Genomic DNA, 21,383 nt, shown 5'->3' with positions numbered 1-21,383 from the left:
TCAAGGGTTCCATTGGTTGGAGAGGGCCGGACGAATGGTCTTCAAGTCCGGGGAGTTTTCCAGGAAGTTGTCCGGGTAGTAGCCGAAACTGGTGACGCCCTGGCGTTTGAGTACACCCATCCACTCTGCCAATTGCTCAGCGCTGATATCCGGTGCGGCTGGGGTGCGCCAGTCTTTGGCTTGCAATTCGAAGATGGTTTTTTGCATCGCGCCGGGGCGCGCCTTGACCGTGGCGATGAGTTTTTCCAGCCAGGCGTTGGAGGTCTTCACTTCCTGGCCTTCCATCAACGGCATCGCCATCGGCGCGGTCCAGTCGTAGGCCTGGAGGAAGTCATCGAGGTTCTGCGCGAACCAGGTTTCGCTGCCAGGGTTGAGCATGGGCTCGGCGAAAATATTGCGCGCGGTCAGCACCTGCGGGCCACGGATGGCGCGGACCTTGGCGGTGAGCTCATGGGTGAAGTCGATCAGGTAGCGGCTTTTGAAACGGGTCCAGCGCTGCATCACGGCAGGGTCGGCCCGCAGGGCGGCGATGCTGTCCGGCAAGCCTTGGGCGGCGTAGGCCTTGAGCGCTGCGGGGCTGGCGTCTTCGAAGTCGTTGAACACCGCGTCATCGTGGTAAAGGATGCCGTCAATCGGCCCTACACGCGCCAGGTCTTGGTAGATCTCACCGATGATCTGCCGCACCTTGGGATCAAACGGCGACAGGCGCTTGTATTGATCCGGGTCGGGGCCGACCTGGCCGGTTTGCGGGTCCCAGCGGGTGACACGCGGCAAATTGGGGTCGAGGGCGAAACTCAGCACCGGCATCCAGGCGTACACACTGGCATGGGCGCGGGTGTGCAACTGCCAGGCAACCCGGTTGAACAGGTCGGCACGCATCGGCAGATGGCGGTTGGGGAAGTACAGCGAATGCACCAGGCCGTCGCCCTTGGGGTCGGCAAAGGCTTGCAGGAAGACGGTGCCGGCGCCCATGTCCACCACGCGCTGAACCAAAACGTCGAGGTTGCGCGCCTGTTGGGCCGGGTCGGGGTCGTACACGTTGTCCAGGTCTACGTGCAGCACGCGCATCGGCGCCTTGGCCTGCACAGCCACCATGCTGTTGGCAAAATGCTCGCCGTCCGGGTCGGAGGCCACCAGAAAGCGTGGGCTGTTCATCAGGTTGCCGAGGTCGTCGAGCCCGTCCTCCAGGGTCAGCGCCATCTCATAGCCGTGCTCGCCGACTACCGCCAACGAGGTGCCATCGGCTGCCCCGTACGGCCACACCCATACACGCGGCGCCTTGCCGGTGACGGTACGGATTTTGTTCGAAATCGCGGCGACGTCAGCCCGCATACGCGCCTGGAACTGCGCTTCGCTTTCGTAGCCGTTGGTCTTGGGGTCAAAGCTTCGCGTGGTGGCGGCCGGTTCCAGGTTGCCCTGGGGGTTGGCCAGGATGCCCTTGTGATTGGCATCGGTGTGGGCGGCGATTTCCACCAGGCCAGACTGGGACACTTCACGAATCTGCTGCCACGTCAGGAATTCTCCGCGTGGTCGTGGTGTACCGGCAAAATCCACCGGTTGGTTCAACGGCGTGTCGATCCAGGAGCCCACCGGAGCCAACAGAGCCGGCCAGTGATAGGCACGCAGAATCGGCATCACCCGGGTGTAGAAGCTGGAATAACCGTCATCGAAGCTGAGCATCACCGCCTTGGGTGGCAATGCCGGGCCGCCCCGCCGGGCCGCCAGAATCTGATCGACGCTGACCGCCTGGTAGCCATTCTCCCGCAGCCACGCCAGCTGCTCGATCAAACGCTCGGTGCGCACCGCCACCACGGCTTGATCAGGGTCGCGATCTTCCACGTCGTGATAGGCAATGCCCAAAAAGTGGTTCTTCGGCCACGGCGCTTCGTTGGGCGCTATCGGCCGTTCGGCGGGTGGAGTGTAGGGCGCAGGTTGTTGGGCGCAGGCGGCGGCCAGCATTACACCAAGGACCAACAAGCAACGGCTGAGGACGGTCATGGTCAGGCTCTTTTAGAAACGGTAAGTGAGGTCGACGAGCAGGCGCAAATCGCGTTCGCGATCACCGTCATAAGGTCGGCTGATCAGGCTGAGGTTGGCGCCCATTTCCAGTACGTCGTTCCAGCGATAGCGTTGGCCGTAGCCAATCAGGCCGATACCGCCGGTGGAATAGTCACGCTGGCTGTAGGTACCCGCGCCGATTTGGAACTGCTGACTCCACTGGGTTTCGTAGCGGTGATAGAGCACGTGATTGACGTTGATCATGGGCAACACCGTGAAGTCCGACTTCGGGTTGAAGTACACGGTGTCTTCTTTGCTGTTGCGGCTGGCGCCCACTTCCAGGCCCAGGTCCACTTGCACATGGGGCGAGCTGTAGAGGCCTTCGCGACCGGTGAGCAAAGCTTCGAAGCGGTCGTTGCCATCGCTGAAATGGGACGGGCTGAGGGTCAGCTTCCACTCGCGGCTTTCGTTGGCGCGCCAGCGGATAAAACCGCTGCCGCCGTTGGCTGTGACGCCGTCATTCAGGGCCCGCAACGGCGTGGTGCTGAGCAAATAGCCGAGGCTGCCGCCGTATTGCCAGTGGTCGTTGATGTCGCGGGCAATCGACACGCTGGCGCCTTGCTTGGAACCGTCGCCATAGGAGTGGTTGGACACTTCGGCTTCGATGGTCATGTCACGGGTGCGACGCTCCACGCCCACACGCTGCCAGCGATGTTGGCCGGTGCCTTCCTCGAAGTCGGCGGTGGCATAGCCGGCACCGGCGAACAGGCGCCAGTCTTCGTCGATGGGCGGCGTGTAGATCACGCTTTCGATGCCCCAGTCTCGGCTGCCGGAGACGGCGCCGGCGTCGTTGTTATTGCCGCCACCGTAGCTTTTGCCGGTGTAGGCCTCGACACGCAGCTCGGCCATGTCGTGCACATCGCGCAGGCGGCTCAAGCGTTGCACCTGACGGTTGTCGGGGTTGCGGGCGAGCACGTCGTCGGTGAGCGCGTCCATCTGCCGCCATTCTTGCAAGTCCATGGCGGTATAGGCTTGGGAGACTTCCAGGCCGATGTCGCGGGGGGCCTGGGTTTCGGTTTCCTTGAGCGTGCCTTCGGCGCGGCGCGGCCAGTCACGGGCACGGTACATGTCGGCCTGGGCCAGGCGCAGGCCAACGTTGCCGGGGGCCTTGGCCACCAGCGCTTCCAGGCTGGCTTCGCTGCCAGGCAGGTCACCGCCATAGGTACCGGCCTGGGCGGATAATTGTTGGGCGTCCATCCAGTTGTCATTGGGGTTGCCAATGGGCAAGCCCTTGAGTTCAACGCGGGGTTTTTGCTCCTTGGCCAGGTTGTTGGCGACCTGGCGAGCCTCGTCGACCTTGTCGCTTTCCAACAGGGCGTAGAACAGCGCGGTGCTGTCATCGACCCGATAGCTGGCGTCGGTGTCTGGGGCGGTCAGTACCTGGCGGTACAGCGGCTCGGCTTTTTCCGGCTGGCGCTGTTCCAGGTAAGAGCCGGCGACCCAACGCAACGCGTAGGTGGGCAGTTGCACGCCTTCGCTGGTGAGGGTTTGGTAATCGCGGATCACCTCGGCATGCCGTGCTCGCGCCTTGAGCGCGCCCAGGCGGTCGATGCGCCAGCGGATGACATCGTCCTTGGCTGTGGCGTCGGGGGCCCAGCGGCTGATCAGTTTGTCGTAGTCCTGCAGAGCACGGTCAGCAATGACGTAGCGTTCCTTTTCGCTGCGCGTGGCGAACTCGGCCATGCGCACACGCTCGGCGGCAAGGTCACCTTCGAGGCGGCGCTGGGTGACGGCGTCCACCAACCCCGGGCGCTTGGCTGAGAGGCGCAGTGCCGGCTCCGGCAGCCGCGCCTTTTGCAGGGCGACGATGTATTCGCGGGCCACTTCGGGTTTATCGCCCGCACGGATAAAGGCTTGGTCGAACTCGAACAGTGCGTCGTAGTTCAAACCGGCGCGTGTCAGCGCATACCCCAGGGCCATGCGGCGGTTGGGGTCATTGGGTTGGGCCGCCACCAGCGTGCGCAGGCGTTGCACCGCCTCGTTGGCTTTGCCGCCATCGGCCTGGGTGAGGGCCTGGCCCAGTTGCAGGTCGACGTTATTGGGTTCACGCAGCAACGCCTGGCGATAGACCGCTTCGGCCTGAGCCCACTGCTTTTGATTGCGATAAGTGCGCGCCACCGTGGCGAGTGCCTGGGTGGTGAGGTTGCGATGCTTGCCTTGCGCTTCGTACACCTTGAGCACTTCTGCGTCTTGCCCGGCCCAGCCGGCGATCACCAGGTGGTCGCTGACCTGGCCTGGGGTCTGGCGTTCGGCGGAGAGTTGGCGCAGTTGGGTCAGCGCTGGCGTGAAGTGGCCGTTGCGGGCCTGGATGATCAGGGCATCGTAGGCTGGGTCGGCAAACGCAAGGCCTGGGACCAGCAATTGGCTGCACAGGGCGGCCCCGATAAGCAGACGCAACCGGCCGGAGGCACTGTAGGGGTGGTTTCGCAGCATATCGTGAGCTTCCTTACACACGGAAAGCCTTAACGATAGGTGATCCTGAGCGAAACGCATCAGGGTGTCGGCGTCTCGGGACCCGACCTAGCTTTCCTGGAGGAACTATCTCTTAGGGAAGTAGGGGGAAGCACAATTTCGAACAATTGTTCAGAATTGTACGAACGCGATTTTTTGCCATGCGCAGAAACAAATATGGGAGCAGGGTTTGTGTGGGAGCCGGGCTTGCCCGCGATGCAGACACCTCGGTTATTCAGCCAGACCGAGGCGATGCTATCGCAGGCAAGCCAGCTCCCACACAAGCCAGCTCCCACATTTTTTTATCGCATTTCAGGTTTATTGGGCGCCGCTGACCGCACCGGCTTTGGACATCACAAAGCTGAGGAACTGCTCAACGGTCATCTTCTGGCCGTTGAAGGTCACTTCGTTGTTGGCGTAGTGCAGCTTGGAAACTACATCGGTGCCCACCAGGGTCGCCATTTGGGTGCCAACCGCCATGCTGCTGACCATCTCGGCCGCCATCTGCGATTGCTGTTCGATGGCTTGCGGGTCGGTCACGCCGCCCACCTGGGCTTGCAGGGCCGCCACGTCACTGATCATCGGCTTGGACAGGGTGAGGTTGGCATCCAGCAGCGAGACCATTTGCTTGCCCAGTTCAACCGGTGGCAGCTCCATGGACGTTGGCTTGGTCAGGTCCACCACCAGGTTGAACTTGCTTTCGCCACGGGTGGTTTTGAGCGAGAGGTTTTCGACGGCCAGTTGCGGCTTGGCGGCCAACACCTGGTTGACGTTGGCTTCGGCCAGGGCTTGCTCGGCTTCGGTCATTTGCAGCTCCGGCACCGGCTGGCCGGCAGCGGCGGCGGCTTGCACCGGTTGCATTTTGTCCTGGTAGAGCTTGGTCAGCACCAGCATCGCCGGAATGTCGACGTTCTTCATGCTCACGGCCATGGCGGCCGAACCGACTGCTTTACCCTGGTAACCGATCTCGTCGATCTTGTAGTCGACACGGCCAGCCAGGTTGTTGTCTTTGGTCTCGCTGGAGTCTTTCTGCTCGAAACCCTTGAGGGTCAGCACGGCTTTCTGCGGGCCGAAGGTGACCTTGGTGTCGGTCAGCTCCACGGTGTTCTGGCCGGTGTAGAAACCGAAGGTGGTTTTTTCCAGGTTGCTGGCCACGGTCAAGCCGGCCAGTTCCGCTTCGAACGGTGCGCCTTCGGCGTCCACTGCGGCGACCTTGAGGCTGTTCATGAAGCCTTCGGCCTTGACCTTCTGGCCTTCGGCGCTGCTGTCGAAGTTGAGGTTGGCGCCGGAGAAGCTCACCGAGGAGGTGGCCTCTTTGAATTCCAGGGGCAGCAATTCGATGTTGCCGCTGACCGAACGGCTATAGCCGATATTCGCCACGCCTTTGAGCGGCGACACGTCTTTGCTGGCGGCGAACCATTTTTCGGTGGTGGGGTTCTTTTCCAGTTCGTAGTGACTGGTGGCCATGACCGGCAACCACTTGAGGGTCACCAGGCGCGAGAACGGCAGCGGGCCGTGTTCGATATGGTCGACGAACAGCAATTCAGGGTTCGGGTTATCTTCGCCGAACACGCTGCCTTGGCCTTTGAGGCGATAGTGCGCGGTGCTGCTGAACACGCCACGGTCCAGGGACACCAGCTCCAGGGTCACGCTGCCATCGACGCCGGCCATGGAGGTCTGCAGTTCTTTATTGGCGCTCTGGATAGCGGTTTGCAGGACCGGCTCCAGTTGTTTACCGGTGTACCAGGCACCGCCCGCACTGACGGCGCCGACGGCGACAACAAAACCCAAGAAAACAACGGCTGGCTTATTCATGAAGTGACCTGATCAAATCCTGTGAGAAGTGGGCTGTCTTCCTTGAACCCTAGAGGGGTTCCTGTAGGAGCGAGCTTGCTCGCGAACAACGCAGGGGCACCGCGTTCATCCAGGATGCACGCGTTATCGTTGGCGTCTTTCGCGAGCAAGCTCGCTCCTACAGTCGTGGCCCGAGAGGCCAAAGGCTGGGGAAGATTAGCACTGGCGGGCGTAAACGGCCCAGCCTTTCAGAGGGATCAGTTCAGCAGGAGTTCAGGAGTACTCTTGTTCGACTTCATCCAATTGGTGATCAAAACTCTTCAAGCGTGCGGTCCAGGTGTACACCAGCACCTCAAACTCGCGGTGTATCACGGCATTGCCGGGGGTGTCGGCCTTGGGGTCGCAAAAATCCAGCTGGTAGCGCTCGCGGGCCATTTGCGTGGCCACGTCGGACAATTCCCGCGCGTTATCCAGCCAATGCCTACCGTCGGCAACCTGCCGATCCAGCAGCACGCATTGTTTTTTCAGGACTTCGAGGCTTTTTTCCAGCGGCGTGCCGGTGAGGTCGCCCATGACTTCCTGGAACGTGCGCCCCGGCTGCCAGTAACTGCCCCAGAAATAGCGGTCGAATACGGTTTCGACGCGGCGCAGGGCAACCTTGGTGTCCCAGATCGCCACGCGAGTCTTGCCCTGTTCGAGGAGTTTTTTCTTCACTCGCTGGTTTTGATACGACGCCCAGGCCACCACGCCGATGGACAAGGTGCCGATCACCAGGCAGGCACTGTCGAGGAACACCATGGCCTTGTCGAGTTGATGGGCGAGCATGACGCCATAAAAATACGCGGCCGATAACAACACCAGTGCAAAGAGCACGCACCAGAAAGCGGGAGCATAAGGGTTTTTCATTCTTGGAATCCCCATGAGCAAACGCGAGCTTTGTCGGGCGAGGCGTCAGCGGGCCTCACCCAAGAAAGCATAGCAATCACCTCACGGTTTGCCGGGTTTTTGCCCTTGCGTTCGTCCGCTTTCCCAACCGCCGCCCAGGGCCAGGAACAGGTCGATCTGGCTCATGGCAACCTGGGTGTTGGCGGCCGCCAGTTGCGCACGCATATCGGTGTAGGTGCGGGTGGCCTGCAGGTCGGCCAGGAAGGATTCGCGGCCGGCCTGGAAGAAGCGGTGGGTCTGGCCTGCCGCTTCTCGGGCTGACTGTTCAGCATCGGCCAGGGCGTCGCGGCGTTGCAACACGGCGGTGTATTGGGCCAGGCCGGTCTGGGTTTCGCGGATGGCGTTAAGCACCACACCGTCGAAGTGGGCCAGCGCGCCCTGAGTTGCCGCTTCGGCTTCATGCACGCGGGCGCGGGCGCCGTTGGTTGGCACGGTCCAGCTGATCATTGGGCCAAAGCCCCAGCGGTTGGTGGCAGGCGTGCCGAGGTTTTCCAGCAAGCCGACGGTGCCGACCGTGGCGCCGACGCTGATATCCGGGTACAACGCGCCGGTCGCTACGCCGATACGCGCCGTGGCGGCGGCCAGTTGGCGTTCGGCCTGGCGCACGTCGGGGCGGCGCTTGAGCAGCGTGGCGCCGTCGCCCACCGGCAGCAGTTGGGCGATATGCGGCAGCTCGGCGCAGGTGCCGGTGCCGGCGGGCAGTTGGTCGACCGGTTTGGCCAGCAACATCGACAGCCGGAACAGCGCCGCCTGACGCGAGGCTTCATAGCGCGGTATGTCGGCGCGCAGGGATTTGTATTGGGTTTGCGAGCGAGTCACCTGGGTCTCATCGCCACGCCCGGCATCGCGCAGGCGCTGGGTCAGTTTGGTGCTCTGGGCTTGCAGGTCGAGGGACTCGTTGGCAATCGCCAGTTCTTCGTTGGCCGCGCACACCTGGGTATAGGAACGCACCACATCGGCCACCAGCGTAATGCGGGCGATATCTGCCGCAGCCTGGGTGGCGTCGGCGCTGGCCTGGGCGCTTTCGATGCCACGCTGCAGGGTGCCGAACAGGTCGAATTGATAAGACGTGGTAATCCCGACGCTACCGATATTGCCGACCGGGACTTTGTCCGGCAGCAGGAAGGCCTCGCCAGACTCTTGCAAACGCTGGGCCTCGGCCTTGACGCCGGCACTCCAGCCGCCAGCGGATTCAGCCTGCTGCACCTGGTAACGCGAGCGCTGCAGGTTGGCGGCGGCTACGCGCAGGTCGGTGTTGGAGGCCATGGCCTGACGTACAAGTTCGTCCAGGCGCGGGTCTTTGTACAGCTTCCACCAATCGGCCGGCACCGGTGCCGAGACGACGTTGCTGCCCTCGCCCATGATCGGCCCTTGCAGGTCGCCACGGTTGACGGCGGCCTGTTCCGGCAGTTTGTAATCGGGCCCCACCACTTGGCAGGCCGACAGCAACAACCCCAGGGAAGCGGTTGCCAGAAGCCGCTTCATGGTTTGCCCCCGTCTTTAACCTTGTCGTCGATAATCGACACCGTCGCGGTGCGCCCGGCGATCATGCGAAAGTCCGCCGGCACGTCATCAAAGGCGATACGCACCGGGATCCGCTGGGCCAGGCGCACCCAGCTGAACGCCGGGTTGACGTTGGGCAGCAGGTTGGAGCCGCTGCTGCGGTCGCGGTCTTCGATACCGGCGACGATGCTCTGCACGTGGCCATGCAGGCGCGCATTGTCGCCGATCACCCGTATGTCCACGCCCATGCCGACGTGGATGCCGTCGAGTTTGGTCTCTTCGAAGTAACCGTCGATATGGAACGAGTTGCTGTCCACCACCGACAGCACCGGGCGCCCGGCGGTGACGAATTCCTGGGTACGCGGTGCGCGGTCGTTGACGTAGCCGTCCACGGGGCTGCGGATCACCGAGCGGTCGAGGTTGAGTTGGGCGGAGTCCACCGTCACTTGCGCTTCGGCCAGGGCCGATTGGGCGCGGGCGACGCGGGACTGGCTCTCTTCCAATTGCTCGCTGGGCACCAGGTTGCCCAGGCCACGGTTACGCTTGTACTCGCGCTGGGCCTGGGCCAGGGTTTCCTGGCGGTCGGCCACGGCGGCCTGGGCTTGGCGCAGGGCCAGCTTGAAGCGGTCCTGGTCAACGGCGAAGAGCACCTGGCCCTTGGTCACCAACTGGTTGTCGCGCACGTCCACGCGCTGGATCAGCCCGGACACGTCCGGAGCGATCTGCACGATGTCGGCACGGATATGGCCGTCACGGGTCCAGGGCGCAAACATGTAGTACATGACCATGCGCCACACAACGACGACCGCGAAACTCACGACCAACAACGTCAGGACGACACGGCCGATAGTCAAAAAAGGTTTTTTCATGTCATCAGATATCGACTGAGTGAGTCCACCGCGCCCAGCAACAGCGCGTAGAGCCCCACATTGAACAATGCCCGGTGCCAGACCAGGCGATAGAAGTGCATGCGCGTCAACAACCCGTGCACCACCAGAAACAACACATAAGTAATGCCCATCAGCACCAGCAGCGTGGGCAGGAACACCCCGCTGATATCCAGGTCACCGATCATAAAGGCGCTCCATCAGGTAACGGCGCTTGCATCTCTGTACCGCCAATGAACTCCACACCGGGCAACAGCGCCAGGCGCAGGCCGGCCAAGGCGTGCAGCAGATGCAGGCGCGTGTCGTCTTCGTCTTGCAGGCCCTGGCCGTTGAGGGCGCGGCGCGTGCGGTCCAGGGTCATCAGCAGACCGCTGGGCGCGGGCAAGCGTTCACCCGCCTTCAGGCACGCCTTGAAGTAACCGCCCACGCCTTCCACCACCTGGTTGAGCAACACCCGTGGCACACCGAGGATGCGTGGCGAGTAGGCCAGCAGGTCGAGCAGGTTCAGCGCCACGCGCAGGTCGCGCAGGGCGATGCCGGTGTCCTGGCCGGTGAGGGCCAGGCGCGGCAGGTGTTGCATCAGGCGGTCGAGCATTTGTGCGGCCATGTGCCGATGCTCGGCCAGGGTGGCGGGCTCGGTGAGGCTGACGATGTCGCGCCAGCTGAAACGGGTGAGGCGCTTGGCCGCCAGTTCGGCGCCGAAGGGTCGGGCGATCAGCGTCCACACAAAGGCGAACAGCAGGCCCACGGGCCCGGCCAGGTTGACGTTGGCGAAGTTGAGAAAGTCCGCGTCATAGGCGCCCTGGATGCTGATGAAGGACGAGGTATTGACCAGCGTCAGCAACATGCCCAGGTAGAAGCGTGGCTGCACAGTGAGGGTGCCGATGCAGATAAACGGCACGGCGAAGGCCAGCACCAGCATGGGGAAGTCATGCAGGTTGGGCAGCACCAGAAACAGATACAGGCTGGCGAACAGCACCGACATGGCGGTCCAGAAAAAGAACCGATAGATCTGCGGTGCGGGGTCGTCCATCGAGGCGAAAAAGCTGCACGCCACGGCGGCGAGGATGACGGCACTGCCGCCATCGGTCCAGCCCAGCAGAATCCACAATACCGAGGCGACGATGATTGCGGTGACGGTGGAAAAAGCCGAGTAAAACATCAGCCCACGGTCGAGGAACGGCGTGAGCCGGCCCAGGCGCCAGTGGCGGTAGACGGCGCGCCAGGTGTCCTGGCTTTCGCATTGGATGGCGGCTTGCAGGCTGCGGCAGTCTTGCCACAGGTCGACCCATTCGCCCAGGCGGTACAGGGCGTTGGAGAACAGCAAGGTGTGACGGTCATCCAGCGCTTCGCCTTGGGGTTGGGCGGCGTCTATCTTGTCACGCAGCACGCGCCAAAGCTCCAGCGGTGCCTGTTCGGTGGTGTTTTGCAGCCAGGCATTGGCCTCTTCCAACAGCGGCGTGAGCTGATCGAGAAACTCTGGCGCACGGTGCTCAATGGCGTACACCGCATCATCCAATGCGTCGATCACCGGCAGCAGGTGAATCATGCGCCCGCGCAGTTCCTTGGTGTTGCGTACCGTCTGCGGGCGCGCGCCTTCGTGGGGCAGTTGGCCGATCATCAACTCAAGGGTGTTGAAGGTGGCGACCATGCCGCCGCGCAGGTTGCTGACTTCTTCCGGGTCGACCTTGCGGCTGAGAAAGCGCTGGCTGTAGACCTGTGCGTCGCTGAACCACTTGGCCACCGAGCCATCGAACACCGGCATCAGGCGCCGAGGCCAGAACATCGCGCCCACCACCGCCGCGACCGCAATGCCGAGGAAGATTTCTTCGGTACGCGCCTCCGCCACATCCCAGACCGCCAAGGGGTTATCCACCACCGGCAAGGCAATCAGCGGCAAGGTGTAGCCGGCCAGCATCAGGGCGTAGTTATTCGCGGTGCGCAGGTGCATGGACAGAAACAGCAAGGTGCCGGTCCACAACGCAATCACCACCACCAGAATGTAGGGTGACTGCACGAACATCGGCACAAACAGCACCGCCGCCGCCGCGCCCATCAAGGTGCCGATGGCGCGGTACAGGGCTTTGGAACTGGTAGGGCCGACAAACGGGCTGGAGACGATATACACCGTGGCCATCGCCCAGTACGGACGCGGCATTTGCATGAGCATGGCGATATACAGCGCGATCATCGACGCGGCGAAGGTACGCACCCCGTAGAACCAGTCGCGGGCAGGCGGGAAGCCGGTAAAAAATCCGTTCAAGACGACACAGCCTCGGCCGCTTCGAAGGCGCGCAGTACGCGCAGTGCGGCTTGCAGATCGTCGGGAGCGATATCCGCCAACACATCCTTGCGCAGACGCACCAGTTGCGCCTCCACCGCCTGCACCAACTCACGGCCACGTTCGGTGAGGCTCAAGGCCTTGGCGCGGCGGTCGTGGATGTCTTCGGTGCGGCAGACGTAGCCATCGCCGCACAGCCGGTCGAGCAGGCGCACCAGTGACGGGCTCTCCATGCCGGAAGCCTGGGCGACTTTGACTTGATGCACACCGTCGCCCAAGCGACCGATCATCAACAACGGCACGGCGCAGGCTTCGGAGATGCCATAGCTCACCAGCGTGGTCTGGCAGATTTTGCGCCAATTACGGGCGCCCACCACCATGCTGCTGCTGAGGCTCATCTGGAGTTGTTCAAGGGATTGAGGCACTGGATAGTTCGCATACAGTTAGTTTGCTAACTATCAATATGGTGGAGGAAGGGTTTGCCGTCAAGTTTTGAAACAATTTCGCGGATGAGTGGTGGGATGCGCGCTGGGTAAAGCCGGTTTGAGGGTGGGCATCAGCAAATCGCGATATTCGCCATACGACAAACAAAATGTGGGCTTGCCTGCGAAAGCGGTGGTTTAGTTGAGTATTCAGTGACTGACACGCCGCCTTCGCGGGCAAGCCCGCTCCCACATTAGGTCAGCGTCAGCATTTTTTGCTCCATCGCCACACGCTCCAGACTTTTAAAATCTCCGACGCACCGATCAATCCAGCCATTGCCAGCACGTTGTACTGCGGCAAAACTCGAGCGCCAATCAACAGGAGCGAAACGGAGGGGATAACGAGCACAAGTCGTAAGGGGATTTGAAAAAAGACAAGCCACACGACTGATTTTTTCTGAAGAAAAAACATGGCGCAGGATGCAAAAATTGAGGCCTGTAAAACCAACGCACCCACAAACATAACTATTTGCACGTCACTGTGCGCTCGCAAAACATTTGAAGCGCTTATCACATCACTTAGATACGGAATTCTATTGTTAAAAAAACTATTGGACGCATACCAAATGAGATAAATCGCATCCATCGCTCCCCAAAACAGCCAAATTCTGCGACGGCTCATTTTGCACCCTCCTTTTTTTCATACGCCTCATCTGGCGTGACTGGATGACCTCTTACTCGCCCATCAACCTCAGGCTCTCGTCCTCAATAAACCCAAACACCTCCTCCGCCACGCTGTACTGAAACTGCTTACGCCGATGCTTGGAAAGCTTCCCACCGTTATCCAGGCACATCATCACCAGCTTCGACAGATCGCTGCCGCGCACGTCGTAGCGTTGGTTCACCGCTTTGATCACACGGTCGTAGCGGTCGAGGAATTCGGTCTCTTCGCGCAGTTCCACTTCCAGTGCGCGGCGGGCCATTTGCAGGGTGAATTCGACGCAGCGGGTCGCATCCCAGTAGCGATAGATCGAGGGGTGGCCGACGAAGTCGAACGCCATGTGGTCGGCGTCCAGCCAGGTGACGTTCCAGAATTCCCGAGTCGGTTGGGAGAAGGTCTTGAGTGCCTCCAGATAGGCCTGTTCCTCGTGCTTCATGGCGACGGAGACCGGTAGCAGCAAGCCATTTTCCAGTGCGCCGTAGTGGCAGAGCGTCTGGTGAATCAGGAAGCGAGACAGGCGCCCATTACCGTCCATGAACGGGTGCAGGAAGACGAAACCAAAAGCGGTGACCGCGGCCGCCACTAAAGGATCGACGTCTCGCACGGGCTGGTTGGCGAAGGCCATCAGCTCTTCCATCAATTCCTGGCAAAGCGCGGGGGCTGGCGGTACGTAGCTCACACCGGCTGCGCCGCGCAGCCCGTTGTGCAGATGGTTCTGTTCGTGGCGAAACGCGACGGCTTTGTCGAAGGGGTTGGAGACCGTGCTGTTTTGCAGCTCGACCAAGTAGTCCTCGGTGAGCAAACGGCCTTCGTGAGCCTGGCGCAGAAGTTGAACGAAGCGACGGGATTTTTCTTCGCTGGGTTGTTCTTTTTCAATGGCAAATGAATCGCGGGTTTCGTGCAGGTACGCCCATTGGATGGCGCGGTCCATCATTTCGGGTGGGAGGGTGGCCATGAAGGATTTGGCGCGGCCCAGTATGTCTAGACTCAGTAAGGCGTCAATTTCAGACGTACGCTCGACTGTCGCGCAATAGGCCAATGAGCCCAAACCGTTGAAGTCGATACGCCAACGGGAATTGCGTGTAGACGGCCCCGTTACGTAGCGCTGCGGATCAAACAGGGGGGAAACTCGGCTATTGATAGGCTTGCTGTAATCGAGCCGTTGCAGCGTCAGGCCCTCCCATAAATAGCAGGCCTTGCGGATGAATACGCCGTTAGGGGCTTTATCCAGCTCTTGCAGCAATTGATCTGCGCTGACCGCGTCAAGTGCCTGAGCGAGAATGGCGAGATTTATGCCTTCGTGCTTGAGGGCAAAAAGAATATGGTCGAGCACCGAATCGGCTGCGGGCGCAACCGTTTGGGGAACAGCAAGGCAATCGCCAATCAACGAGATGCGAGTGACGGGCTTGACCATCGCTGAACGAGCAGGCGCAATGGCTTTCAACCCGAGGAGTTGGTGAAGATGGGCATAGCCGACCAAAGACATCGCGCAACCTCAGAAAAAGTTCACTTGCGCGATTAAAGCCTAGATTTTTTCAAGCCTCATCAATTTTTTTCAAGTTTTGGCCTTTCTGCTCAGTTTTTTACACCCCTCGCCCACCCCGCAACATCAGATTCAACTCATCCACCACCACCGCCCAATCCGCATCCTCCAGAATCTCTTCACGCAAAAATGCCTTCTGGGCGTCGCTCCAAAAAAACGCCTCCGCCAGTTTCAACTCCGGCTTGAGCGGCGAATGAGAGGCGACAAATTGCTCAATACTGACCGGGTCGTCCGGCAGGCCAAGCTGTTTGAACAAAGCCGGCAAGCTGTGCAGTGGCGATTCCATAAAAGGCTCCTCATCAGTAGGTTGAAGTGAGTCTAGCGGCAGCCATCGGGTTGCGGCGCCGGTGCGTTGCATAGCACGAACAACCGCGCCCTGGCGCCACCGCCGTCCTGGCGACTGAGTTCGCGCCAGCCGTTGGGCAGTGGCGCGAATTCATCTGGGGCTTCGTTGCTGCTGATCAACCATACCCGCCGCGTTTGAGCTGGCAGTGCTGAGAGGCGGTCCAGGTAGATGCGGCCACCGTCCTGGTCCACCAGTGTGCCGAAGCCATAAGCATTCGGGCGGGTCGCGGTGCCGTCGGGTTTGGGCGGCGTGAAGAGCTGCAGTTGGGCGGCGGTCTGGTCGTAATACACGTAGCTGAGGTACCACATCATGTCGCTGAGGACGATGCGGTCGCCTTCCTGGTAGTTGCGATTGACGAACTCCACCGGCACGTTGAACTGGTCGTGTTCATCCACCTCAAAATTGTTCTTCAACCCCAGTAGTTCTACGCCCACAAACAGCGCGAACAGCGCCACGCCCAGCCAGGACAAACGGGACGGCAAACGGTCGATGGCAAGCGCCAGGACTATCGGCAGGCCTAACGCATACACCGTGAGGTAGCGCTCGATAAACACGGGCGAGATAAAGGACACGCCATAGACCAGCAGCAGCGGTAGCAGACAAAACAGTGCTGGCAGGCGCGCCGCGTTATTGCGCCAGGCTGTCGATACAACCACCACGGCCAGCAGCAGGGGTAACAGCCAGAACAGCGGCGGCCACAGGCCGAGACCGTCATCCTGCAGCAGGAACTGCCAGACCATCGACGGCAGTGACAGCAGATTGACCGGTTCTTCCCAACCAATGTCGCCGCCGACTTTGAGCTGTTCGACGTGCTGCACCAGGTCCAGCAGGTTGGGCAGCCAGGGTAGATACAGCAACACTATCGCCACGTTGGCGACCCACCAGGCAGGTCGCGTGATCAAGCGCTGACCTGGCGCCTGCAACCCCAGGTACGCCCAATGCACCAGCACGCACAGCGCGGTGAAGTAGTGGGTATAGAACCCGGCGCTCATCAACAGCACATACACAGCCCCATAGCGCGTGCGTTCGGGCTGCCTCGCCCAGTACACCAGCGCCAGCGTGGCGCCCAGCAGCCACACGCCCAGCAGCGAATACATGCGCACTTCCTGGCTGTAGCGCACTGCGGTCGGCAGCAGCGCCAACAGGATCCCCGCCAGCACGGCCGCGCGTCGGGTGGACAGTTGCCGTGTCAGCCAGATGCCCAGGCCCACGACGGCCACGCCGGGGATCGCACTCAGGCTGCGAATCGAGCCGATGCTGTCGCCGAACACCTCGATCCAACCGCGCAGCAGGAAGAAATACAGCGGCGGGTGCACATCATGGGCCGCGTGAAACCACAGGTCGGCCAGGGCGTATTCGCTGAGCAACAGGCTGGAGCCTTCGTCGCCCCAGATCGCCGCCGAGGTGAGGTGGTAAAACCGCAGGGCCATGGCCAGCGCCAGGATCGGCACCCACCACAGGCGGCTGAGCCAACCGGCACCCTCCCAGCTCAAGGGATGGAAGACGGGCAATGCCTCGACTTTTCCGTTTTGCTCTACCACAGACCGACGCATATCGACTCCGCTACTACTGCCCTCTTGCAGGACAATACTGCGCATGCGCAAACACCGCCACTCTAGGCCAAAAGCCCTGGCCTCGCCGCTGGAATCGGACAAATCAGCAATTTGTGTAGGCCTTCACCGAAGCATGCGTCGGATCAGGCTATTATTGCCCCTTCTCCAAGGACTCAGGATCAAGGAAACGTTATGCGTATCGGTTTGCTGTCACCTCTGGCCCTGGCACTGCTGGCCGGTTTTTCCCTACCGGCCCAGGCCAGTTCTGACGACTCGTGCTACCCCGATTGGCGGGTATCGCGTGACAGCTACGAGCCGTGCAGCAACCAGCCGTTTCTCAGCCCTGGCAACGACAGCCGGGTGAACCTGCGCCTGTTGCTGGCCGACAAAAAAGCCGCGCCCCTGGCCCCCAATGCCTTGGGCGAAGACGATTTGGCCCAAGGCTTCGGCCCGGTGCCGTTTCCGGTGTATCGCCTGGTGCCGGTTCCGGCCACGGCTGAGGAGCCGGATAACAAGGCTGACGATTCACGCACAGCCGAACTCGACACTTTGCTCCAGCCCCTGGGTATCAAGCGCGAGGAGTACAAGACCGCAGGCCAGGCCTTCCTGAATGGCGAAGGCAGCCGTTGCCGCAGCAATGACGATGACAGCGCCACGGCGTTTATCAGCCAGGTGATCAACGCCCAGATGCCGCCCGCCGAGCGCGATGTGTTGGTCAAAGCACGCCTGCAGTTGCTGACCACCTGTGACTGGAGCCGCCAGGTGGTGGACGCGCAGCTGACCCCGTCGGCCAATGCTCAGTTGTTTCGTACCTATTTGCAGGCCGCCGGCGATTTCTACAGCGGGCGTTTCGATTACGCCGAGCGCGGGTTCGCCGCTGCCTCCACCAGCGATGTGCCATGGCTGAAGGAAACGGCGCTGTACATGACTGCGCGTACGTCGCTGAATCAGGCCCAGGCCGAAGCCTTCGACGAATACGGCATGCCGCAACGCGAGCATGTGGATAAGTCGGCCTTGAGCGATGCCGAAGAAGGTTTTCTCAGTTACCTGAAACATTATCCACAGGGCGATTACGTTGCGTCGGCCCGTGGCCTGTTGCGCCGTGTGCACTGGCTGGCGAACGACGACGCCAAGCTTGCCGAAGACTTCACTTGGCAGTTCACCGAGGCCACTGAGGCCCAGCGCAATGTGAGCGTGGACGAACTGGTGGAAGAGGCCGACCTCAAGTTGCTGATGGTCGGCAACAAAGCGGCGAACAGCCCGATGCTGCAAGTGGTCAGCGACCTGATGGCGATGCGCGCCCACACCCCGCCGCTGTTGAGCCGCGAAGACCTGGATAAGCAAAAGGGTACCTTCGCCAATGAGCCAGCGCTGTTTGACTTCCTGCAAGCCAGCTACGCCCTGTACGTCGAACACCAACCCGACGCGGCCTTGAAGCACCTGCCGGCGGATGTGCCGTCGAGCCTGGATTACTTCGCCTTCAGCCAACAGACCCTGCGCGCCCTGGCCCTGGAAGCCAAGCAAGACTGGAAGGCCGCCGAAGCCCTGTGGCTGCAACTGCTGCCATTGGCCAAGCAACCGCTGCAACGCGACCAACTGGAACTGGCCCTGGCCATGAATTACGAGCGCAGCGGCCAATTGGCCAAGGTGTTCGCCGCCGACTCGCCGATCAGCGCCAAGCAAGTGCGCTACATCCTGCTGCGCAACGTCGCCGGCCCCGACCTGCTGCGCCAGCAGATCGCCAACGCCAGCGACCCGATTGAGCGCCAGAGTGCGCAATTTGTGCTGCTCTACAAAGACCTGCTGCGCGGCCAATACGCCACCTTCGCCGATGACCTCAAGCAGGCCTCGCTCTCTGACGACAAACTCGGCACCAGCCTGGGCTACACCTATACCAGCGGCCAGACTTTGAAGCTGTTCCAGTGGAACGGCGACAAGGCCGAATCAGGCTACGCCTGCCCAAGCATCGCGCAAACCGCCGCGACCTTGCAGGACGAGGCCAAAAACCCGCACGCCTTGAACTGCTTCGGTGAGTTCATCCTGCGCAACGGCCTGGACGGCATGCCCCTGGAACAACCCCGCGCCGCCGGCAGCCTGGGCAGTACTGCCTCGGACTTCAAGGGGGAAACCTTCTCGCGCCTGGACGGCTACAAACAGGTGATCGCCAACGCCAAGGCGCCGAAAACCGACAAGGCTTATGCGCTGTTCCGCGCCATCAACTGCTACGCGCCGGCCGGCTACAACAGCTGCGGTGGCGAAGACGTTGCGCCGGCAGTGCGCAAAGCCTGGTTCCGCCAACTCAAGAGCGGTTTTGCCGATACCCAGTGGGGCAAATCGCTGCAGTACTACTGGTGAAGCCGCTGTGGCTAGGCTTGCTGTTGCTGGCAAGCCCGGCTTTTGGCGCCGTTAACGCGGGCGACTACGACGCCTTCTGGCTGTGGAGCGGCGTCACGCCTCAGCCGGTGATCAAGCAGGCTCAAACCCTGTACATCCTGCAGGGCCAGATCAACGCCACCCGCCGCGCGCCCCAGCGCGGCGTACAACTGATCGCCCAGGGCATGAGCGTGCCGCGCATTACTCAAGGCCACGTCTGGGTGGTGTACCGCGCCCACACCCTGCGCTGGCCGGAACGGGTCTACACCCAGGTGCTGGGCCAGGTGCAACGCTGGCGTGACGCCGGCAACCCGGTGATCGGTATCCAGATCGACTTCGACGCCCGCACCCAATACCTGCATGAATACGCCGACTTCCTGCGCGACCTGCGCCAACGCCTGCCCGCCGACCTGCGCCTGAGCATCACCGGCCTGATGGACTGGAGCAGCAACGCCGACCCGGCCGCCATCGCCCAGCTCAAGGGCGTGGTGGATGAGGTGGTGGTGCAGACCTATCAGGGCCGTCACAGCATCCCCGATTACGCCGCGTATTTGCCGCGGATGAATCGGCTGGGCGTACCGTTCAAGATTGGCTTGATTCAGGGCGGAGAGTGGCAAGAGCCGGGTTATCTGCGGGGCAATGAGTGGTTTCGGGGGTATGTGGTGTTTTTGCAGAATCTTTGAAGTTTGCTAACACCTGTAGGAGCGAGCTTGCTCGCGAAAAACGTCAACGATAACGCGTGTTTCCTGATTGAACGCGGCGCCTGTGAGTTTTTCGCGAGCAAGCTCGCTCCTACAAAAAGCCATTAGGGATCGAGCCGGTTTTTTGCAGGTAGCTCTAGAGTTTTGGATGATATAAGTTACCTTTACTGCTTTAACGAGTGATATATCATGCAAGAGACAGCGAAGCCCTACCCCCACAAAGGGTACATCTCAGAGAGAAGCGCTGAACTGATGAGAGGTATCGGCAACGGTATCGAAATAGCCCGCATTCGTCGTCGGTTGAAAATCTCCACCCTATGCAGCCGGGCGGGCATTACACGGCAGACGTATCAGCGGCTCAGGAAGGGCGAGGCCGGCGTATCCCTCGGCGTGCTGATGAACGTGCTGAGCGCGATGGACCTGGAAGAAGGTATGGCGAGCATCGCGTCACCAGAGCTTGACCAGGTTGGGATTACCATGAGCCTCGCCCGTGAGCCTGAGCGAATTCGTACTGAAGGAGAACCCGATGTCCTGGAAGCCGATTGGTAATGCCTTTGTTTTTTCAGCTCGCTGCGTCGGTGACCCGGTCCCTGTTGGCGAAGTGGCCATGCGTGGGAATGGATTCGTTTTTCGCTACGCCAACAGTTGGCTCGCGCGGCCCGACGCATTTGCGATTGACCCGCTGAGTTTGCCACTGACCCCTAACCAGTATTCCTCGACGCGCATGTTTGGTGTGCTCGACGATGCAACGCCCGACAATTGGGGCCGGCGTGTGCTGCTGGCGACCCACAAACAGCATCCACAAAACGAAGTTGAATGGCTACTTGCCTCGCGGGGAGCAGGAGTGGGTTGCCTGCTGTTCAGTGCGTCACGAAGTCAGCTGCCAACCCTGCACCAGCCCCCGCAATTTGAAGACCTTGAGAAAATCATGCTGGGCCTTGATCGAGTCGAGAAGGGTGACGTCGACCTGCCCGCGGAAATCGCACGGCTATTTGAGTTCGGCAGTTCCATGGGCGGCGCCAGGCCGAAGGTCACCGTGACCCATGAAGGCAAGGAATGGATTGCTAAACTCGGCCGTAGCGACGATGTGTTCGACCAGCCACGGGCGGAATTCGCCAGCCTTCAAATGGCGGATGCAGCAGGTCTACCCGCAGCCGGGCACAAGTTGGTAGAGGTCGCCGGCAAACCGGTGTTGATGGTCGAGCGTTTTGACCGACATAAAGGCGCTGGCCGCGAGCACTATGTCAGCTGCAACTCTTTGGTAAGCACGGAGAAGCCAAGAATGCGGGTTGATGCGGCTGACGGTGCCGTTTCATATTCCAGAATCGCCGACGTTTTGAAGAAGGTCAGCGATGATGCAACGTTGGATATGCGTGAGCTTTACAAGCGTATGGCTTTCAATGTGCTCATCGGCAATAGCGACGACCACCTGAAACAAACCGGGCTGCTGCTGACCAGCGCCTCGGGCTATTCCCTTGCGCCAGTATTTGACGTGTTGCCCCACCCTACCCAACTAGGCTTGCAGGCGCTGATCATCGGCAATGAAGGCCGAGTATCGTCTGTCAGTAATTTGCTGAGTACGCCTGAACGCTTTGGGTTGGGGGTCGATGAAGCAAGGTCCATCGTCACGGATATGTATGCCGTCGTGCGAGAAGCCTCCGGTTTTTTCGAAGCGGCAGGCTGCAGCGGTGCCGAGGTGCGCATGCTTTCCAATGTGTGTACACGATTTGCAGCGGACCTCGTGTAGAGCGGCAACAGAGCGCACCCTTGAAGGGTGCGCGCCGCAGCAGATAACACGTACTTAA

At 61.1% G+C, this 21,383-nt stretch carries 17 protein-coding genes; 4 read left to right on the top strand and 13 right to left on the bottom strand.

The window, feature by feature from the left end; translation table 11 throughout:
- The 13 genes from pgaB to HU731_RS16795 form a co-directional block, all read right to left on the bottom strand.
- Positions 1 to 1,998 carry a poly-beta-1,6-N-acetyl-D-glucosamine N-deacetylase PgaB gene (gene pgaB, locus HU731_RS16855; protein WP_186607947.1) on the bottom strand — a complete coding sequence of 666 codons (1,998 nt, stop codon included), beginning with the start codon at positions 1,996 to 1,998 and terminating at the stop codon, positions 1 to 3.
- A 12-nt stretch (positions 1,999 to 2,010) separates the two neighbouring features.
- Complete coding sequence (gene pgaA, locus HU731_RS16850; protein WP_186607946.1) at positions 2,011 to 4,491, bottom strand: poly-beta-1,6 N-acetyl-D-glucosamine export porin PgaA; 2,481 nt, start codon at positions 4,489 to 4,491, stop codon at positions 2,011 to 2,013.
- A 336-nt stretch (positions 4,492 to 4,827) separates the two neighbouring features.
- Positions 4,828 to 6,324, bottom strand: coding sequence for a YdgA family protein (locus tag HU731_RS16845; RefSeq protein ID WP_047712291.1), 1,497 nt, complete (start codon positions 6,322 to 6,324; stop codon positions 4,828 to 4,830).
- A gap of 252 nt (positions 6,325 to 6,576) precedes the next feature.
- A complete protein-coding gene (locus HU731_RS16840; protein ID WP_019819550.1) occupies positions 6,577 to 7,209 on the bottom strand; it encodes a hypothetical protein in 633 nt (210 codons plus the stop codon).
- A gap of 81 nt (positions 7,210 to 7,290) precedes the next feature.
- On the bottom strand, positions 7,291 to 8,733 hold the full coding sequence (locus HU731_RS16835) for an efflux transporter outer membrane subunit (protein WP_186607945.1): 1,443 nt from the start codon (positions 8,731 to 8,733) through the stop codon (positions 7,291 to 7,293).
- Positions 8,730 to 9,620 (bottom strand): efflux RND transporter periplasmic adaptor subunit, encoded by an 891-nt coding sequence (locus tag HU731_RS16830; RefSeq protein WP_186607944.1) that lies wholly within the window; start codon positions 9,618 to 9,620, stop codon positions 8,730 to 8,732. The genes HU731_RS16835 and HU731_RS16830 overlap by 4 nt, the downstream gene beginning before the upstream one ends.
- On the bottom strand, positions 9,617 to 9,826 hold the full coding sequence (locus tag HU731_RS16825; RefSeq protein ID WP_003187469.1) for a DUF1656 domain-containing protein: 210 nt from the start codon (positions 9,824 to 9,826) through the stop codon (positions 9,617 to 9,619). The genes HU731_RS16830 and HU731_RS16825 overlap by 4 nt, the downstream gene beginning before the upstream one ends.
- The gene (locus HU731_RS16820; protein ID WP_186607943.1) at positions 9,823 to 11,901 is read right to left on the bottom strand and encodes an FUSC family protein; all 2,079 of its coding nucleotides are present in this window, start codon (positions 11,899 to 11,901) and stop codon (positions 9,823 to 9,825) included. Before HU731_RS16820 ends, HU731_RS16825 begins: the two co-directional genes overlap by 4 nt.
- Entirely contained in the window at positions 11,898 to 12,317 is a 420-nt protein-coding gene (locus HU731_RS16815) for a MarR family winged helix-turn-helix transcriptional regulator (protein WP_003187465.1), read from the bottom strand. Before HU731_RS16815 ends, HU731_RS16820 begins: the two co-directional genes overlap by 4 nt.
- A gap of 289 nt (positions 12,318 to 12,606) precedes the next feature.
- Positions 12,607 to 13,023, bottom strand: coding sequence for a hypothetical protein (locus HU731_RS16810; RefSeq protein ID WP_186607942.1), 417 nt, complete (start codon positions 13,021 to 13,023; stop codon positions 12,607 to 12,609).
- 52 nt (positions 13,024 to 13,075) lie between these two features.
- Positions 13,076 to 14,548: a Fic family protein gene (locus HU731_RS16805; protein WP_186607941.1), complete on the bottom strand. Its 1,473-nt coding sequence runs from the start codon at positions 14,546 to 14,548 to the stop codon at positions 13,076 to 13,078.
- A gap of 97 nt (positions 14,549 to 14,645) precedes the next feature.
- Positions 14,646 to 14,891 carry a DUF2789 domain-containing protein gene (locus tag HU731_RS16800; RefSeq protein ID WP_186607940.1) on the bottom strand — a complete coding sequence of 82 codons (246 nt, stop codon included), beginning with the start codon at positions 14,889 to 14,891 and terminating at the stop codon, positions 14,646 to 14,648.
- 32 nt (positions 14,892 to 14,923) lie between these two features.
- Positions 14,924 to 16,504, bottom strand: coding sequence for a glycosyltransferase family 39 protein (locus HU731_RS16795; protein ID WP_186607939.1), 1,581 nt, complete (start codon positions 16,502 to 16,504; stop codon positions 14,924 to 14,926).
- Positions 16,505 to 16,696: 192 nt separating this feature from the next.
- Between HU731_RS16795 and HU731_RS16790 the strand changes: the two genes are divergently transcribed.
- The 4 genes from HU731_RS16790 (at position 16,697) to HU731_RS16775 (ending at position 21,325) form a co-directional block, all read left to right on the top strand.
- Complete coding sequence (locus HU731_RS16790; protein WP_186607938.1) at positions 16,697 to 18,859, top strand: PA5441 family protein; 2,163 nt, start codon at positions 16,697 to 16,699, stop codon at positions 18,857 to 18,859.
- Positions 18,856 to 19,560 carry a DUF3142 domain-containing protein gene (locus tag HU731_RS16785; RefSeq protein WP_186607937.1) on the top strand — a complete coding sequence of 235 codons (705 nt, stop codon included), beginning with the start codon at positions 18,856 to 18,858 and terminating at the stop codon, positions 19,558 to 19,560. The genes HU731_RS16790 and HU731_RS16785 overlap by 4 nt, the downstream gene beginning before the upstream one ends.
- A 207-nt stretch (positions 19,561 to 19,767) precedes the next feature.
- A complete protein-coding gene (locus HU731_RS16780) occupies positions 19,768 to 20,127 on the top strand; it encodes a helix-turn-helix domain-containing protein (RefSeq protein WP_186607936.1) in 360 nt (119 codons plus the stop codon).
- Positions 20,105 to 21,325 carry a type II toxin-antitoxin system HipA family toxin gene (locus tag HU731_RS16775; RefSeq protein ID WP_186607935.1) on the top strand — a complete coding sequence of 407 codons (1,221 nt, stop codon included), beginning with the start codon at positions 20,105 to 20,107 and terminating at the stop codon, positions 21,323 to 21,325. Before HU731_RS16780 ends, HU731_RS16775 begins: the two co-directional genes overlap by 23 nt.
- The last annotated feature ends 58 nt before the right edge of the window (positions 21,326 to 21,383 follow it).

This window comes from Pseudomonas salmasensis (assembly GCF_014268375.2).
GTDB lineage: Bacteria > Pseudomonadota > Gammaproteobacteria > Pseudomonadales > Pseudomonadaceae > Aquipseudomonas > Aquipseudomonas salmasensis.
This window is presented reverse-complemented; position numbering and strand designations above follow the sequence as displayed.